Here is a 17,442-nt window from a genome sequence, read left to right on the forward strand (position 1 = left end):
GCGCAGGGGACGCCGATGGCCCGATCGCCCTCGCCCCAGGGTCCTCTCCCCCCTCGAGGGACCTTTGCGCAATTTCCCGATTCGCTTCCCTGGAGATCGAGCTCTACCGTCGCTCCCGGCGAGCGCAGCGAGGGAAGGGAGCCCAGAACTTCGTTAAGCTACTGAAAAAATTATGGATCCCCTTCCCGGCGCGTGCCGCGCCGCCGGGGATGACGGCGGTGGGTGTGCACCCTCTCGGGTATCCGTTCGAGCGGATCGAAGACCCTGGGACAGATTGTGCAAAGGTCCCCTCGAGGGGGAGAGACAGAGAGGGGGGCGCGGCCTTTCCCTCACTCGCCACCATGATGGGGGCACCTTCTGTCCCCCCCTCCCTGTCCCTCCCCCTCGAGGGGGGAGGGGACGAAATCCGCGAGATTGGGCATGCGGCGGTGCCGCCCGGCCTCTCACCCGAGAGGGGAGAAGGGACGCCCGCGGCTCCGACTCGGGTTGCGGCCGCGGCCTTCCATTCGCTCACCCCCGACGCGAAACCGCCGCGGAGGAGCTCCGCGGCGGTTCGGGATCGAGCGATGCGAGGTCCGGCGCTCGGGCGGCGGACCGGGCGAACGGCCGAGCTCAGTTCTGCTCGTAGCCGATCTTGCCGTCGGCGAGCTTCTTCCAGGTGTACATCACGTAGTCGACGTCCTTGCGGTCGCCCTTGGCGTCGTAGGACAGATCGCCGAGCACCGTCTTGAAGACGAAGCCGGAGTGGATCACGTCGGCGACCTTCTTGGTGTCGAGCGTGCCGGCCTTCTCGGCGGCCTGCTTGATGATCTCGACCGCGGCGTAGGAGTAGAGGGTGTAGGCCTCCGGCTCGTACTTCTTGGCGCGGAACTTCTCGATCACGCCCTTGGCGGCGGCGCTCTTCAGCGGATCCGGGCCGAAGGACATCAGGGTGCCGACCACGCCTTCGCCGCCGATGGTGGCGAACTCGGCCGAGGTGATGCCGTCGCCCGAGAGCATGACGGTCTTCAGACCCTGGTCGCGCAGCTGACGGATGATCAGGCCGCCTTCGGTGTGCAGACCGCCCCACATCAGGACGTCGGCACCCGAAGCCTTGATCTTGGAGACCAGCGCCGAATAGTCCTTTTCGCCGGCGTTGACGCCTTCGTAGAGGACTTCCTTGATGCCGGCGGTGTTCATGAAGCCCTTGGCGGCGTCGGCGAGACCCTGGCCGTAGGTGGTCTTGTCGTGGACGACGGCGATCTTCTTGCCCTTGAGGTTGGCGACCGCGTAGTCGGACCACAGCTTGCCCTGCTGGTCGTCACGACCACAGGTCCGGAAGACGTTCCACAGGCCGCGCTCGGTCAGCTTGGGGTTGGTCGCCGAGGGGGTGATCTCGACGATGCCGTTCTCGGCGTAGACTTCCGAGGCCGGGATCGAGACGCCGGAGTTGAAGTGGCCGACGACGTACTTGACGCCGTCACCGACGAACTTGTTGGCGATCGACACGCCCTGCTTCGGGTCGGAAACGTCGTCGCCGAGCGAAATGACGATCTTCTGGCCGAGGATGCCGCCGGCGGCATTGATGTCTTCGACGGCCTGCTCGGTACCGTTCTTCAGCTGAGCGCCGAAGGCGGCGTTCGGGCCGGTGATCGGACCGGCGACGGCGATCTTGACGTCGGCCGAAGCCACGCCGGACCAGGCGAGACCCGCGGCCAGGACCAAGCCGGACAACCACATCTTCTGCATCGAACTACTCCTCATCAATCGTTCGCTCGCGAACGGTCACAGCTCTCGGCCCGGGCGGGCCGTATCCGTCGTGCCTCTCCGAGGAGGGCCCTTGCGGCCGGTCCGACCCGGGTCGGTGGCGCGGGGGGCGCGAACCTCTGCCCTCGCGGCGGGAGGCTCTTGTCACGGTGCGCGTACTTTCACCTGCTTCCGTGCCGTTGTCATCCCCTTTCTTGCGTAATAATTGAGCTCGCAAGGGGAATGCCGAGTGGAATGGCAGTTTGTCGCAGGACGGATGCACGTCAAGGCCGCGCGGCGATTCGCGACGGCGCGAGACCCACGCCGCCCGAATACCGGAGGTCCCGGACGAACGTCGAAAAACTGGAATGTCTCCACTGGCGGCGAAAGCGAAACTACCTTCGCCGCCCAACCTTCAGAGGCGGGCCTTCCAGAACAGCGGACCGTTCGGAAGATAGAGCCAGCGGTACTTGGCGGTCATCTGGGCGACCCGCGTGAAGCGGTAGCCGATGGCGCCGATCGCCTGCACCACCAGGGTGTCGACGATGTAGTAGTGCAGCGTCAGCAAGGTGCCGCCGAACAGCGCGAAATGGATGAAGCGCACCACCAGGCCGAGGAGCAGCAGATAGGCGACGAGCACCGGATAGGGCCGCCAGGTCGAGGCCATGGCACGGCCGGTCATCCAGGCGGCCCAGCCGCCCATGACGCAGGTGACGAGGAGGAACAACCAGATCGACGGTTCCTCGTGGACGAGACCTTGCAACATGACTGTCCTCGATCAGTGGGCTCCGCCCTCGAGATAGGCCGCGCGGACCTCCTCGCTGGCCAGCAGTTCCTTGCCGGTGCCGCTCATGGTGATGAGGCCGTTGACCATCACATAGCCGCGGTGGGCGAGCTTCAGGGCGTGGAAGGCGTTCTGTTCGACCAGGAACACCGTCATGCCCTGCGAGCGGTTGAGCTCGCGGATGGCGTCGAAGATCTGCTTGACCACCAGGGGCGCGAGCCCCAGCGACGGCTCGTCGAGCAGCAGCATCTTCGGCCGCGACATCAGCGCCCGGGCGATCGCCAGCATCTGCTGTTCGCCGCCCGACAGCGTGCCGCCGCGCTGGTGGGCGCGTTCGGACAGCCGCGGGAACAGCGAGAAGACCTGATTGAGGTCCTCGTCGAAATGGGCGAACTCGTCGATCGCCGCGCCCATCTGGAGATTTTCCAGCACGGTCATGCGCGGGAAGATGCGGCGGCCCTCGGGCGACTGGGCGATCCGCATGCGGGCGATCATGTGGGTCGGCATGCGGGTGATGTCGGTGCCGGCATAGACGATGCGGCCTTCGCGGGCTTGCGGCGCGCCGAAGATGGTCATCATCAGGGTCGACTTGCCGGCGCCGTTGGCGCCGATCATGGTGACGATCTCGCCTTCGTGGACGTCGAGATCGACGCCCTTCAGGGCGATGATGTTGCCGTAGTAGGTCTTGACCCCACGGACGGTCAGCAGGGGTTCGGTCACGACGCCACCTCCGCGGTCACTTCCTCGACCTCGTCGTCGCCGACGCCGAGATAGGCGGCGACGACCTTCGGGTCGTTCTTCACGTCGGTCGGGGTGCCGTCCGAGATCTTGGTGCCGTAGTCGAGCACCACGACGTGGTCGGAGATCTCCATCACCACCGACATGTCGTGTTCGATCAGCAGCACCGAGGTGCCGTCCTCGGCGCGGATCGAGCGGAGCAGCCTGTTCAACTCGGCGCTCTCGCGCGGGTTGAGGCCGGCGGCCGGTTCGTCGAGGCACAGCAGCACCGGTTCGGTGCACATCGCCCGGGCGATCTCCAACCGGCGCTGGTCGCCGTAGGGGAGGTCGCCGGCGGGATCGTCGGCGCGATCGGTGAGGCCGATGCGGTTCAGCCAGTGTTCGGCCTTGGCGATCGAGGCGCGCTCGGCCCGCTTGTAGGAGGCGATGCCGAGAATGCCGAGGAGCGACATGCCCGAGGCCAGCATCAGGGGATTGTGCTGGGCGACGAGCAGGTTCTCGAGCACGGTCATGCCGGAGAACAGGCGGATGTTCTGGAAGGTGCGGGCCACCTTGGCGTGGGCCGAGACCTCGAAGTCGGGCATGCGCTCGAGCAGCCACAGCGCCGATCCGTCACGGCCGAAGCGGCGGCCGGGGGCGGTGGTGGCGTGCGGCAGGTCGGCCCAGATCGACTGAGCGCCGTGGCGCAGGGCGATGCGGCCCTCGGTCGGCTTGTAGAAGCCGGTGATGCAGTTGAACACCGTGGTCTTGCCGGCGCCGTTGGGGCCGATCAGAGCGGTGATGTCGCCTTCGCCGACGGTGAAGGAGAGATCGTTGATCGCCACGAGGCCACCGAAACGCATCGTCAGATGCTCGACCTCGAGCAGGGGGGCGGTCTGCCAGCGGGCCATCAGCCGTGACCCTCCGAGACGTGGGATCCCGAGACCGACTTCGACACCTTAAGGAAGGCGGTCGGTTCGCGGGTCGAGATCAGACCGCGCGGCTTCCACAACATGATCGCCACCATCGCGGCTCCGAACAGCAGGGTGCGGTATTGGGTCGGATCGAAGTCCTGACCGAACACCATCTTGAGGAAGTCCATCTCACGCATCAGCTCGAAGCCGCCGACCAGCGCCACCGCGGCGATGACCACGCCCCACAGCGAGCCCATGCCGCCGAGCACGACGATCGCCAGGATGTTGGCGGACTCCATGAAGGTGAAGCTCTCGGGCGAGATGAAGCCCTGGCGGGCGGCGAAGAACGACCCCGCGAAGCCGGCGAACATCGCGCCGGTGGCGAAGGCGGTGAGCTTGGTGGTGGTGGTGTTGATGCCGAGCGAGCGGCAGGCGATCTCGTCCTCGCGCAGAGCTTCCCAGGCGCGACCGATCGGCAGATGTCGCAGCCTCACCGTCACCCAGGCGGTCAGCAGCGCCAGCGCCAGGATCAGGTAGTAGAGGAAGATGGTTCGATAGATCGGCGAGAACTCCAGCCCGAAGACCGCGGCGAAGCCCTTGTCGGTGGCATTGAAGGGAATGCCGAACAGGGTCGGGCGGGGGATGCCGGAGATGCCGGCATAGCCGTTGGAGAAGTCGACCCAGTTGATCAGGATCAGCCGGATGATCTCACCGAAGGCCAGCGTCACGATGGCCAGATAGTCGCCGCGCAGGCGCAGGACCGGGAAGCCGAGGATGATGCCCCAGAACGAGGCGAGGATGCCGGCGAGCGGCAGGAGCACCCAGAACGACAGGCCGAAGTTCTTGGCGAGCAGGGCGTAGGAATAGGCCCCGACCGCGTAGAAGGCGACGTAACCGAGATCGAGCAGGCCGGCGAGGCCGACGACGATGTTCAGACCCCAGCCGAGCATGATGTAGATCAGGATCTGGATGCCGAAGTTGTCGATCCACTTGATCGAGCCGCCGGCGCCGAGTCCGGCCAGGACGAAGATCGGATAGCAGAACAGCAGGCCGAGAAAGAACGGGGCGGCGAAGCGCTCGATCTTGAAGGGCACGCGCGCCGGGGCGACCTTCTTGATCTTGACCGCGCGGTTCCACACGAACAGCGAGAAGAACACGCGCACGCCGACGATCACGGCGATCAGGGCGGCGAGAAGGGGCCATCGCGTCTCGAGGATCAGCTGATGGTCCATGTTCTGGACGGTGATCAGGCCGATGAAGGGCCCCAGGATCGCGGTGGCCACCAGACCGGTGACCAACGCTTCGCGCGCGATCCGGCCGTAGTCGAGCGACGGCGCGGCGGCAGAGACGGGATTCGCCATGGTTCAAACCTTCTCGACTTCGGGTTTGCCGAGGATGCCCTGGGGCATGAAGATCAGCACGATCACCAGGATCGAGAAGGCGGCGACGTCCTTGTAGTCGATGGTGAAGTAGGCCGACCAGAAGACCTCGATGAGGCCGATCAGCAGCCCGCCGATGACCGCGCCGGGCAGCGATCCGATGCCGCCGAGCACCGCCGCGGTGAAGGCCTTCACGCCGGGGGTGAAGCCGTCGGAGAAGCTCACCACGCCGTAGTAGACCATGTACATGACACCGGCGACCGCGGCGAGCGCGGCGCCCATCACGAAGGTCAGCGAAATGGTGCGGTCGACGTCGATGCCGAGCAGCGAAGCCATCTTGCGGTCCTGCTCGCAGGCGCGCTGAGCACGACCGAGCGACGTCTTCTGGACGAGGTACCAGAAGCCGAACAGCAGCACCGCGGTGACCGCCCAGATCATGATCTGCTTGTAGGAGATCGTGACGTCGTAGGTGTCGGACTTCACCAGGGTGATGACGTCGCGCAGCATCGGCGTGACCGGCTTGTTGCGGGGGCCCTGGGCGACCTGCACGAAGTTCGACAGGAAGATCGACATGCCGATCGCCGAAATCAGCGGCGCGAGCCGGAACGATCCGCGCAGCGGTCGATAGGCGATCCGTTCGATCGCCCAGTTCCAGATCGAGGTCAGCACCATCGCCGAGACCAGGCAGATCATCAGCACGACGGCGATCGAGCCGATGCCGAGCCAGGTGGTCAGGAGCAGGAAGGTGATGACGGCGATGAACGCCGACACCATGAACACGTCGCCGTGGGCGAAATTGACCATCCCGATGATGCCGAACACCATCGTATAGCCGATGGCGATCAGGCCGTAGATCGAGCCCAGGGTGATGCCGTTGATGAGCTGTTGAAGGAATACTTCCATCAGGGCACGAATGCTCCCAGTCGAGAACGGTGAAGCGCGGGTGCAGCCGAGCGAAGCCGAGGTAGGCGGCCCGTTCGGCGATGACCCCGGCGGTGACGCGATCACGAGATCTCGCGATTTTCGCCGGGTCGACGGATGCACCTTAGGACGAGACAATTCCCGTCGTCAAACCCCTTCGGCAAAAGTGATTTCTTCCCCACAGACCATTGAAGAGAGAAGGATTTGCCGCACGACTGTGCAGCCCCGACGCGACCTTGGGCAATGCGCGCGCGATCCGGGCGCTCGACGCCCGAACTCGGCCTGTTTTTCGTGCGATCTTCGGAGGCTCTGCCGATCCGACATGCGGCGTAGGTAGGAATTTCTATATGCGGACATGATATGTCGCAGTCGCATATGCGGCGTCGCAGGTGGCGACGGCGGAGACGAGGACGTTCCAACATGACCATTCGAAGCGAGGGACGGCGGATGCGACGGCCGATCGAGGCGGCGATGCCGCCGGTGCTGCCGGTGTCGGCCGAGACCTTCCGCGAGGCGATGAGCCGGATCGCCGCCGCCGTGCACGTGGTGACCACCGACGGCGTGGCCGGCCTCGCCGGTGCCACCATGACCGCGGTGACCTCGGTGTCGGACGCACCGCCGACCATCCTGGTGTGCCTCAACCGCAGCGGCCGGACCAGCGCCGTGTTGCAGGCCAACGGGGTGTTCTGCGTCAACACGCTGGCGGCCGGCGACGAGGCGCTGGCCGGGGTATTCGCGGGGCTCGGTGGCCTCGATCCCGCCGAACGGTTCGCCACCGCGACCTGGACGACCGGCGCGAGCGGCGCGCCGATCCTGGTCGGGGTGCGCTCGGCGCTCGACTGCCGGGTGTCGCAGGTCGCCGAGGTCGGCTCGCACACGGTGATCTTCGGCGAGGTCGTGGCGGTGGCGGTGGCCGAACGCCGGCCGGCGCTGCTCTATCTCGATCGCGCCTATCGCACCCTGGCGCCGGCCGAAGGCTGACGGCGGGATCTGCGGCCGGTCAGTCGATCCAGGTCATGCCGATGGCGGCCTGGGCCAGCGCGAGGTCGAGATAGGCGAAGCGGCCGAGGGCGATGATCAGGGCGATCCGATCGTCCGGCGCGATTTCCGGGGCGTCGCCGATCTCGCGGGCGAGATCCAGATGGAACCACTCGGCGGCGACCAGCAGGACCTTCGGCGGCAGACGCGATTCGATCGCGCGGCGGCCGATGTTCTCCGCATAATCGGTCCAGACGCCCGCGAAATCGGCGTCGAGCAGCTGTTTCCAATGGGCGACTCGGATCGCCCGCAGGCTCACGGCGCGGTCGCCTTCGAGCGGCGGCAGTCCGAGGTCGAGCGTGCGGAGATGCGCGAAATAGCGATCGACGAGCCCGTCGATCCGGGTCTCCAGCAACGGGCGATGGGTGCGGACCCGGGCGATGGTGTCCTCGTCGAGGCCCATCGTCCGCATGTAGGTCGAGACGATCGTTTCGGTCATGTCCTCTGGTCCAAATTCGAAGTCGAATCCTCGCCACCCGCCCTCACATGGGGCGTGGCGGGTGTCGATGCAACCCTCGGTCGGGAATGGTCTCGGCAGAGCTGTGCGGCGGGGCCGCGAAGTCCGCCGACTCAGGCGACGGTGAAGGTGCCCATCATGCCGCCGTCCTCGTGTTCGAGGAGGTGGCAATGATAGACGAAGGGCGCGGCCTGATCGGCGCGACTAGCGAAGGTCACCAGCAGTTCGGCGCTGTTTTCGACCAGCACCGTGTCCTTGGCGCCGGTGTTCCAGGCCTTGGGGCGGCCGCCGTCCTCGCCGAGGACGCGGAAGTGGGCGCCGTGGACGTGGAACGGGTGGGCCATCTCCGGCGAGACGATTTCCCAGACCTCGACGGCGCCGAAATCGACCTTTTCGTCGATGCGGCCGGGATCGAAGACTTGGCCGTTGATGGTGACGCGCGGCGCCACCGGGGCGAGCGGGGCGATCGAGCGGGCGACCGGCGCGCCGGAAATCATCGCGGCGTGGTCCATGCCGGCATGAACCATCGCCGCATGGGGGTCGACGCCGGGTTCGACCCGCAGTTCGAACCGCCGCCGCTTGAGGCCGGCGGTGGTGCGCGGCAGGGCGGGCAGGGCGGCGAGCGTGGCGGGGACCGTGTGGTGCGGGGCGGCGTCGGCGACCGCGTCGAAGGCGACGAGGCGGGCCGGCGCGGCGAGCACGTCGGGGACCGTCATGATCCGCGCGCCGGAGCGATGTTCGTGGTCGTCGGGACCGGTCATCAGAGCGGTGCCACCCTCGGCGAAGTCGACCAGAATCTCCGCCCGCTCACCCGGCGCCAGCGCCATGTAGGTGAGATCGACGGGGGCCCCGAGCAGGCCGGCATCGGTGGCGATCAGGCGGAAGGTGCGCTGGTCTTCGAGGAACAGGCGGAAGGTGCGCGAGCCGGAGGCGTTGACGAGGCGCAGGCGGACGAGGCGCTGCGGCACGCGGGCGACGGCGTCGGCGATGCCGTTGACGATCATCGTGGCGCCGTGGAAACCGTGTTCGAGGACGGCGGTGGTTTTCTCATAGAGGGGGCGGCCGTCGGGGTCGAAGGTACGGTCCTGGAGGACCAGCGGCAGGTCGTCGACGCCCCAGGTCGCGGGCAGGGCGCGGGCGACGGCGTCGTTGGGGTCTTCGACCAGGAGCAGGCCGGCGAGCCCGTCGTGGACGTCCTCGGCGGTGCGGCCGTGGACATGGGCGTGGTACCACAGGGTTGCCGCCGGTTGGTCGACCGCGAGGCGGGCGGTCCAATCGCCGCCCGGCGCGACACCGCCGTGGCTGCCACCGTCGAAGCGGCCTTCGACCAACAATCCGTGCCAGTGGACGTTGGTCGGCCGATCGAGGCGGTTGACCAGACGCACCTTGGGCGCGGTGCCGCGGCGCAGGCGCAGGGCGGGGCCCATGTAGGTGCCGCCGTAGCCGATCACGGCGACCGGCTTGTCCTTCAGGAAGGCATGGGTGGCCGGCTCGGCGACGAGATCGAAGGTGTCGCCGTCGCGCAGATCGATCAGCTTGGGATAGGTCAGCGGCGTGCCGGCGACCGTAGGGGCGGCCTTGCGGGCCGGCTCGTGCTTCTTCCGCTTGGCCGCGAAGGCCGGCGCGGCGAGGCCGCCGAGCCCGATGGCCGTGGCCAGGAGCAGGGTACGGCGGGAGAGACGAGTCGACGGTTCGTTCATGTATCGCGGTTCCGGACGGGTGCTGCGGGCCGAATCGATGGGCGCCGCGGGATGGGGCACGCGGGCGAGCCCGCGTTGCATCGGCTGCCGATGGGGCGATTTCGAGGCGGGGCCCCAACCGTCTCGCGGGACGGGTCGGGCGCGCCCGTTCAGAAGTAGCGCAGCCAGATGTAGAGATGACTGATGGCGATGCTGACGATCATCAGCGGCAGACCGAACTTCAGGTAACGCAGGAAGGTGATCATGTAGCCCTGCTTGGCGGCGATACCGGCGACCACCAGATTGGCACTGGCGCCGATCAGCGTGCCGTTGCCCCCGAGACAGGCGCCGGCCGACAGCGACCACCACAGGACCTCGGTGTGTTCGGGCGTGCCGAGCTGCGGCGCCATCGCCTGGAGCAGCGGAATCATCGTCGCGACATAGGGGATGTTGTCGATGATCGCCGACAGGAAGGCGCTGCCCCACAGCACCGCCATGGTGGTGGCGAGCAGGTTGCCGCCGGTCGCCTCGAGCAGGCGATGGGCGAGGGCGTCGATCAACCCGACCTTGACCAGCCCGTGGACCACCACGAACAGGCCGACGAAGAACAGCAGCGTCACCCATTCGGCCTCGGCGACGGCGCTCTGGACCTTGTGGTGTTGCTCCTCGCTGGTGTGGCTCCAGGTCTCGAGCAGCAGCAGCAGCACGGCACCGGCCATGGCGATGCTCGCCACCTCGAGACCGGTGGCGTGGTGGAGAGCGAAACCGGCGATCACCACCGCCAGCACGCCGAGGCAGTTGACCAGCAGGCGGCGGTCCTGGAGCGCGTCGGCGGGATGCATGGCCATCACCGCGGCGCGGGCCTCGGGCGTGGCGACCAGGTCCCTGCGCCAGACCAGCACCAGGAGGCCGACGGTCACCACATGGATGACGGTGATGACCGGGGTCAGGTGCCAGATGAAGGCATTGAAGCCGAGGCCGGTGGCCGAACCGATCATGATGTTGGGCGGGTCGCCGACCAGCGTCGCGGTGCCGCCGATGTTGGAGGCGAAGATCGCGCCGATCAGATAGGGCCAAGGGTCGATCTTCAACATCGAGGTCAGCGACAGGGTCACCGGGGCGATCAGCAGGACGGTGGTGACGTTGTCGAGGAAGGCCGAGCAGACCGCGGTGATCGTCGACAGCATGATCAGCAGGGCGATCGGCTCGGCGGCGACCAGTTGCGCCGCCTTCAGCGCCATGTACTGGAAGAGCCCGGTCTCCTTGGTGACGGTGACGATCACCATCATGCCGAGCAGCAGGCCGATGGTGTTGAAGTCGATCGCCGCGACGGCTTCGGATTGGGACAGGAGGCCGGTCAGCACCAGGACGCCGGCGCCGGCCAGAGCGACCAGGGCGCGATTGACGCGTTCGGTGAGGATCACGGCGTAGGTCACCAGAAACACGCCGGTGGCCACGGGCAGAACGGGCAGTCCGAGCACGGTGGCAGCGGTCACGGCGTCGGCAGGCGAAGCGATCATCGGCGGTCCCCCCGGTCCCGTCGCCCGATCGACACGTCCGGTTTCCGAACGGAGACCAGACTGCACGGCGAGCGGCCCGAGTCAGACTTCAATCGATACGAGAGGTCAAGTCCCGCCGATCGTCGCGCATCGCAGGGCCCCCGACGCAGAAGAGGCGGCCCGAAGGCCGCCTCTCCATGTCTCTCTTTCCGATCTTCGATCAGAAGTCCATGCCGCCCATGCCGCCGCCGCCCGGCATCGCCGGGGGGGCATCCTTCTTGGGCTTCTCGGCGATCATCGCTTCGGTGGTGATCAGCAGGCCGGCGACCGAGGCCGCGTCCTGGAGGGCGCAACGCACGACCTTGGCCGGGTCGATGACGCCGAAGGCGTACATGTCGCCGTACTTGCCGGTCTGGGCGTTCCAGCCGAAGGCCCCGTCCTCGTTCTCGAGGATCTTGCCGACCACGATCGAGCCGTCGTCGCCGGCGTTGATGGCGATCTGACGGGCCGGGGCGGTGATCGCCTTGCGGACGATGTCGACGCCGGTCTTCTGGTCGGCGTTGGCGGTGACGACCGCGTCCAGGGCCTTGATGGCGCGCAGCAGGGCGACGCCGCCGCCCGGCAGGATGCCTTCTTCGACGGCCGCACGCGTGGCGTGCATGGCGTCGTCGACGCGGTCCTTCTTCTCCTTGACTTCGGTCTCGGTGGCGCCGCCGACGCGGATCACCGCGACGCCGCCGGCGAGCTTGGCCAGGCGCTCCTGGAGCTTCTCGCGGTCGTAGTCGGAGGTGGTCTCTTCGATCTGGGCCTTGATCTGGGCGACGCGCGCCTCGATCTCGGTCTTGGCGCCGGAGCCGTCGACGATCGTGGTGTTCTCCTTCTCGATCGTCACCTTCTTGGCGCGGCCGAGCATGTCGAGCGTCACGTTCTCGAGCTTGACGCCGAGGTCTTCGGAGATGACCTGGCCGTTGGTGAGGATGGCGATGTCTTCCAGCATCGCCTTGCGACGATCACCGAAGCCCGGCGCCTTGACGGCGGCGATCTTCAGGCCGCCGCGCAGCTTGTTGACGACGAGCGTGGCGAGCGCCTCGCCCTCGACGTCTTCGGCGACGATCAGCAGCGGCTTGCCGGTCTGGACCACCGCCTCGAGGATCGGCAGCATCGCCTGGAGCGACGACAGCTTCTTCTCGTGGATGAGGATGTAGGGGTCCTCGAGCTCGGCGCGCATCTTCTCGGCGTTGGTCACGAAGTAGGGCGAGAGATAGCCGCGGTCGAACTGCATGCCCTCGACGACGTCGAGTTCGGTGGTCAGCGACTTGGCTTCCTCGACGGTGATGACGCCTTCGTTGCCGACCTTGGCCATGGCGTCGGCGAGGAACTTGCCGATCTCTTCGTCGCCGTTGGCGGAGATGGTGCCGACCTGGGCGATCTCGGCGTTCGAGGTCACCTTCTTGGCGCGCGCCTTGATGTCGGCGACGACGGCCGTGACGGCGAGATCGATGCCGCGCTTCAGATCCATCGGGTTCATGCCGGCGGTGACCGCCTTGGCGCCCTCCTTGACGATCGCCTGGGCGAGGATCGTCGCGGTGGTGGTGCCGTCACCGGCCATGTCGTTGGTCTTCGAGGCCACTTCGCGCACCAGCTGGGCGCCCATGTTCTCGAACTTGTCCTCGAGCTCGACTTCCTTGGCGACGGTGACGCCGTCCTTGGTGATGCGCGGCGCGCCGTAGGACTTTTCGATCACCACGTTGCGGCCCTTGGGGCCGAGGGTGACCTTCACCGCGTTGGCGAGGATGTCGACGCCGCGCAGCATCTTTTCGCGCGCGTCCACGGAGAACTTGACGTCTTTGGCAGCCATGAGGGGCTCCTGTTCGTAGAGAGGAAGAGGTCGGAAGGCAGAGGCGGACGGCTCAGGCGACGACGCCGAGGATGTCCGCTTCCTTCATGATCAGGAGGTCCTGGCCGTCGATCTTGACCTCGGTGCCGGACCACTTGCCGAACAGCACCTTGTCGCCGGCCTTGACGCTCAGCGGGACGAGCGCACCCTTGTCGTCACGGGCGCCGGGACCGACGGCGACGATCTCGCCTTCCTGCGGCTTCTCCTTGACGGTGTCCGGGATGATGATTCCACCGGCGGTCTTCTGCTCGGCTTCGATACGCTTGACGACGACCCGATCGTGCAGCGGGCGGAACTTCATGGACTTCTCCTCGAGACTATCCGAAGGGGATGGCGGGGCCCCGAGGGGACCCGCGCCCGGCCTTCGGCGCGACCGCCGGCGACACGAAGCCGCCAGGGCCGGACGCGTCCGGTGCCGGTGACGCTCACTTGGGCGATCTCTCCGCGGTGATCAAGGGGGCGGCGTGAAAAATCTGGCACTCGTCGACAGCGAGTGCCAACAATGGTGAACAGGCCGCACGGGCCGGGCTGTCAGCAGTCTCCGGGATCGGCTGCCAAGCCCTTGAAAGGGAACCACAAAGGCGGCTCCGATCTTGCATGGGGAGTGGCGTCGGCGCGCGGGGCGTCGACCGTGCCCGAGAGGAGATGTCACCCATGCCGAATCGCGTGATCGACGACGCCTTCCGCCGTCAGCTCGACGGCTTCTCGCTCACCACCGCCCACATCCTTTATCGGATGCCCGATCGGCCGGTCTTTCTACAGAGTTTCCTGTGGCAGCACTACGACGTCGCGCCGGAGTTTCCCGAGCTGCGGCGCTTCCTGGAGTTCTGGGATCGGGAGATCGAGGGCCCGATCCACTCGGTCGAAGTTGCCCACGCCAAGCTGATCGGCCCGGCAGAATGGCGCCGGGTCGACGGGGTCCTGGTGCTGCATTGAGCAGGCGTCCCGCCCGATCCGATGGCGCGCGCGATCGGATCGGCGCGGGGGCGACGGGCGATCAGGATTCGCGCGGCCCGTAGGGCGGGCGCGGAATGTCCTGATGGGCCTTGCGCAGGGCCGCCGACCAGCGTTCGCGCAGGTCGTGGAAATAGGGCTCGCCCGCCTCGATGCGATGGCTGGCCTCGGCGCCGAGGCCGTCGCGACGGACCACCGCGAAGTCGATCGGCATGCCGACCCCGAGATTGGAGCGCATGGTGCTGTCCATCGAGATCAGCCCGAGCTTCAGCGCGTCGTGCAGATCGTAGTCGTATTTGACGGCGCGATCGAGGATCGGCTTGCCGTATTTGTGCTCGCCGATCTGCAGATAGGGCGTGTCGGCGGTGGCCTCGATGAAGTTGCCGGCGGCATAGACCATGAACAGGCGCAGGCGCCCGCCCTTGATCTGGCCGCCGAGCAGCATGGAGACGTCGAAGGTGAGGTTCTTCTTCTCCAGCATCGGGCCGTCGAGGCGGTAGACCTCGCGGATCGCCCGGCCGACCAGCTGCGCCGAGCGGAACATCGACGGCTGGTTCCAGATCGTGTCGGTCTCGCCGGTCTCGGGGTTCTCGATGCCTTCGGTGACCAGGGACACCACCGACTGGGAGATCGCCAGATTGCCGGCGGTGGCCAGCGTCAACACGCGGTCGCCGGGCTTTTCGAAGACGTTGAGCTTGCGGAAGGTGGCGATGTTGTCGAGCCCGGCGTTGGTGCGGGTGTCGGCGATCATCACCAGTCCGTCGCGGACCAGAATTCCCACACAATAGGTCATCGTTCCCCCCGGAACACGGCCGACCGCCGAGCATGGGCCCGACCCGGACCGGCCGGCCCTCGTTTCTCGCCGGACCATAGGGATGCGGCGGGCGGCATGCAACCGCGGGCCTCCGCGACCGCATCCGACGGCCCTCGGGGCGCTCGCGCGGCGGCGACGGTGTGCAGGCGGTGCGTTTCAAAGGTCCCGGCGCCGCGATGACGGTGCCGGCGGCGGATCGGCGTGGCGTCGAAGGCGTCGGCGGACCGGACGACGGTCGCGCGGCCGCGCCCGTCGTCCGGTTGCCGGCGGAGGAGCCGAATCCCGGCGAAATCGGCCGGTGGTAGCCCTTTCCCCTGGGTAGATTCCGATTCTCCCGCGTCTGCGGGCGACAGCCTATGGATGTCGGGTCGGGGCTTCGCCCGCGTGCGACGGGGCGACGACTCGGTATGGGTTCGACCGATCGCTTCGGATCGAAGCCACAGGGAAACTCGCGGAACCCGTCGCGTCGATCGGACGTTTCGGCCCGATCGGACCGGGCTCCAGGAACAGGCGCGTCGAACGGCGCGAACCCGGAGGCATCAAAATGGAATATCGAATCGCGCGGATAGAATTCGAAGACCAGGGTGATCGGTCGGACTTCCTGGTGGCCCGTCTCAACGAATTTGCCAAGGACGGCTGGCGGGTCGCGAGCATCGACCTCACGCCGCATCCGTCGTTCTCGGCGAAGAGCCTTCCCGTCTTGCTCGAGCGGACGCCGAAGTGATCCCGGACGCATGAAACTCGGGGCCCGGACGCCGAACGAAATCGGCGTTCCGGTCCTCTCGCCGTTTCGGCGCCTGCTCAGACGGCGGCGATCTCGCGCAGGGTGATGCGGGTTTCGCAGGTCTCGGCGCCGCGATGGCTGCGCACGCCGCGAATCGGCGTGGCGTCGAGGGCGTCGAGGCCGACCGCGAGGCGGACCCAGGCATCGGTCGGGCAGCTGTTCTCGACGGCGTCGAAACCGACCCAGCCGAGGCCGGGGCCGAGATGGGCCTCGATCCACAGATGCGGGGCGCCGGCGACCGTCTCGTCGCCGCGGTAGACGTAGCCGACGACCACCCGGGTGGCGATGTCGAGGGCACGGGCCGCGGCCGCGAACAGATGGGCGAGGTCGCGGGCGGTGGCGCTGCCGGCCGCGAGGGTCTCGGCGGGACGGCGCTCCGGCGCTTCGGGATCGATGGCGATGCGCTCGTGCAGCGCGCCCATCAGGGCATGGAGTTCGGCGATCCGGTCGGGGCCGGCCGACACCGCGGTGTCGAAGGCGAAGTCGCGCACCGGGGTCTCGATCGCGGTGCGGTCGGTGCAGCGGCCATAGGCCGACAACGGCAGGCGATCGCGGGTGTGGCGCAGCACGCCCGAGGTGTCGAGGGTGGCGACGCGGCCGGAGGCGACGATCGACAGTTCGTCGATCGGGCCGTCGATCGAGAAGGTGTGGGTGAGATTGCCGAAGGCGTCCTCGACCGGCACCAGCCGGCAGTCCTGCGACACGTCGATGCGCCAGCTCTGGACGAGCTGGGCGTCGGTGTTGCGCGGCGTCAGGCGCAGCGTCTGGATGGCGCGGGTGGCCGGATGCTCGAAGCGGTAGACCGTTTCGTGGATGATGGCGAAACGCATGGGGCGGTCTCGTGTGGGCTGTGCCGAAGTCGGGGGAGGCGCCGTCGCCGGCGGAGCGGGCCCGGTCGAGCGTCAGAGCAGATACTGATCGGTGATCAGGCTGGTCAGGCGGATGTTCTCCTCGACGAAGGTGCTCAGGAACTCGTGCAGGCCGCCGGCGATCACCGTGTCGATGTCGGTCGACTCGAGATTGGTGAAGGCGGTGCGGGCGGCGCGCTGGGCGGCGCCCTGGCGGCCGTAGATCTGAGCGATCTGGTCGAGATAGCGGGTCAGGTTCTCGTAGCACGAGGCCAGCGAGCGCGGCATCTGCGGATTGAGGATCATCAGGTCGGCGACCAGCCAGGGCTTGAGGCTCTGGCGGTAGACCCAGTGATAGGAGGTCTGGGCGGAGACGGCGCGCAGGATCGCCGACCACTGGAAGTAGTCGAGGCTGCCGCCGACCGCCGCTTCGGGGGGCAGCAGCACGTGATACTTGACGTCGAGCAGGCGGGCGGTGGCGTCGGCGCGCTCGATGTAGACGCCGAGGCGCGAGAACCAATAGGCGTCGTTGCGGAGCATGGTGCGGTAGGCCGAGCCGTCGAAGGCCAGCGAGGTGCGCTTGACGAAGCGCAGGAAGTCGGAGAGCCGGCCGAGGTCGAGCTCGCCGAGGCCATAGCCCTTGAGTTCGAGCCAGGCGGTGTTGATCGTCTCCCACATCTCGGCGGTCAGCGCGGTGCGCACCGCGCGGGCGTTGAAGCGGGCGATCTCCAGGCAGTTCTTGATCGACGAGGGATTGGCCGGCGAGAAGGCGAGGAAGTCGACGGCGCTCTCGGCGGTCGCCTCTTCGCCGTAGACCTCGGTGAACAGCTCAAGGCAGCCGGTGGCGGCCAGCGCCGATTCCCATTCGTTGCCGGTGGCGCCGTAGCTGCTCGGCAGGGCGGCCAAGCGGTGGGCGGCGTCGATGATCCGGGCGGTGTTCTCGGCGCGCTCGACGTAGCGAGAGAGCCAGAACAGACTGTCGGCGGTGCGGCTGAGCATGGGCGTCGTCCTGGGATGGCGCGGGCGGGCGCG

General features: G+C 67.4%; 17 protein-coding genes. 3 read left to right on the plus strand and 14 right to left on the minus strand.

The window, feature by feature from the left end; all coding sequences use genetic code 11:
• Positions 1-612: 612 nt before the first annotated feature.
• From EYW49_RS09725 to EYW49_RS09750, 6 genes are all read right to left on the minus strand, one after another.
• Complete coding sequence (locus EYW49_RS09725; protein WP_131308937.1) at positions 613-1,728, minus strand: branched-chain amino acid ABC transporter substrate-binding protein; 1,116 nt, start codon at positions 1,726-1,728, stop codon at positions 613-615.
• A gap of 412 nt (positions 1,729-2,140) precedes the next feature.
• Positions 2,141-2,488, minus strand: a complete 348-nt coding sequence (locus EYW49_RS09730; RefSeq protein ID WP_131309141.1) for a DUF6867 family protein — start codon at positions 2,486-2,488, stop codon at positions 2,141-2,143.
• 15 nt (positions 2,489-2,503) lie between these two features.
• Positions 2,504-3,229, minus strand: a complete 726-nt coding sequence (locus tag EYW49_RS09735; protein WP_131308940.1) for an ABC transporter ATP-binding protein — start codon at positions 3,227-3,229, stop codon at positions 2,504-2,506.
• Positions 3,226-4,137: an ABC transporter ATP-binding protein gene (locus tag EYW49_RS09740; RefSeq protein WP_131308943.1), complete on the minus strand. Its 912-nt coding sequence runs from the start codon at positions 4,135-4,137 to the stop codon at positions 3,226-3,228. The genes EYW49_RS09735 and EYW49_RS09740 overlap by 4 nt, the downstream gene beginning before the upstream one ends.
• Positions 4,137-5,501: a high-affinity branched-chain amino acid ABC transporter permease LivM gene (gene livM, locus EYW49_RS09745; RefSeq protein WP_131308946.1), complete on the minus strand. Its 1,365-nt coding sequence runs from the start codon at positions 5,499-5,501 to the stop codon at positions 4,137-4,139. Before livM ends, EYW49_RS09740 begins: the two co-directional genes overlap by 1 nt.
• Positions 5,502-5,504: 3 nt before the next feature.
• The gene (locus EYW49_RS09750; protein ID WP_131308949.1) at positions 5,505-6,422 is read right to left on the minus strand and encodes an ABC transporter permease subunit; all 918 of its coding nucleotides are present in this window, start codon (positions 6,420-6,422) and stop codon (positions 5,505-5,507) included.
• Between the two features lie 438 nt (positions 6,423-6,860).
• On the opposite strand from EYW49_RS09750, the gene EYW49_RS09755 reads away from it, so the two are divergent.
• Positions 6,861-7,421, plus strand: a complete 561-nt coding sequence (locus EYW49_RS09755) for a flavin reductase (RefSeq protein WP_228259554.1) — start codon at positions 6,861-6,863, stop codon at positions 7,419-7,421.
• Positions 7,422-7,440: 19 nt separating this feature from the next.
• On the opposite strand, the gene EYW49_RS09760 is transcribed toward EYW49_RS09755, so the two are convergent.
• The 5 genes from EYW49_RS09760 to groES form a co-directional block, all read right to left on the minus strand.
• A complete protein-coding gene (locus EYW49_RS09760) occupies positions 7,441-7,917 on the minus strand; it encodes a protoglobin domain-containing protein (protein WP_131308952.1) in 477 nt (158 codons plus the stop codon).
• A 131-nt stretch (positions 7,918-8,048) separates the two neighbouring features.
• Positions 8,049-9,635, minus strand: a complete 1,587-nt coding sequence (locus EYW49_RS09765) for a multicopper oxidase family protein (protein WP_165498197.1) — start codon at positions 9,633-9,635, stop codon at positions 8,049-8,051.
• 149 nt (positions 9,636-9,784) lie between these two features.
• Positions 9,785-11,134, minus strand: a complete 1,350-nt coding sequence (locus EYW49_RS09770; protein ID WP_131308958.1) for an ArsB/NhaD family transporter — start codon at positions 11,132-11,134, stop codon at positions 9,785-9,787.
• 199 nt (positions 11,135-11,333) lie between these two features.
• Entirely contained in the window at positions 11,334-12,971 is a 1,638-nt protein-coding gene (gene groL / locus EYW49_RS09775) for a chaperonin GroEL (RefSeq protein ID WP_131308961.1), read from the minus strand.
• Positions 12,972-13,023: 52 nt separating this feature from the next.
• Complete coding sequence (gene groES, locus EYW49_RS09780; protein ID WP_131308964.1) at positions 13,024-13,311, minus strand: co-chaperone GroES; 288 nt, start codon at positions 13,309-13,311, stop codon at positions 13,024-13,026.
• Between the two features lie 353 nt (positions 13,312-13,664).
• Here groES and EYW49_RS09785 point away from each other — a divergent pair, with 353 nt between their 5' ends.
• Entirely contained in the window at positions 13,665-13,946 is a 282-nt protein-coding gene (locus EYW49_RS09785; RefSeq protein WP_131308967.1) for an usg protein, read from the plus strand.
• A gap of 61 nt (positions 13,947-14,007) precedes the next feature.
• Here EYW49_RS09785 and EYW49_RS09790 read toward each other — a convergent pair whose 3' ends face one another.
• Positions 14,008-14,757, minus strand: coding sequence for a peptidase (locus EYW49_RS09790; RefSeq protein WP_131308970.1), 750 nt, complete (start codon positions 14,755-14,757; stop codon positions 14,008-14,010).
• Positions 14,758-15,322: 565 nt separating this feature from the next.
• On the opposite strand from EYW49_RS09790, the gene EYW49_RS09795 reads away from it, so the two are divergent.
• Positions 15,323-15,502, plus strand: coding sequence for a hypothetical protein (locus EYW49_RS09795; RefSeq protein WP_131308974.1), 180 nt, complete (start codon positions 15,323-15,325; stop codon positions 15,500-15,502).
• A gap of 77 nt (positions 15,503-15,579) precedes the next feature.
• Here EYW49_RS09795 and EYW49_RS09800 read toward each other — a convergent pair whose 3' ends face one another.
• Complete coding sequence (locus EYW49_RS09800) at positions 15,580-16,392, minus strand: transglutaminase N-terminal domain-containing protein (RefSeq protein ID WP_131308977.1); 813 nt, start codon at positions 16,390-16,392, stop codon at positions 15,580-15,582.
• Between the two features lie 72 nt (positions 16,393-16,464).
• Positions 16,465-17,409, minus strand: a complete 945-nt coding sequence (locus EYW49_RS09805; protein ID WP_131308980.1) for an alpha-E domain-containing protein — start codon at positions 17,407-17,409, stop codon at positions 16,465-16,467.
• Positions 17,410-17,442 lie beyond the last annotated feature (33 nt).

The organism is Siculibacillus lacustris (assembly GCF_004328075.1).
In the GTDB taxonomy this organism is placed as follows: domain Bacteria; phylum Pseudomonadota; class Alphaproteobacteria; order Rhizobiales; family Ancalomicrobiaceae; genus Siculibacillus; species Siculibacillus lacustris.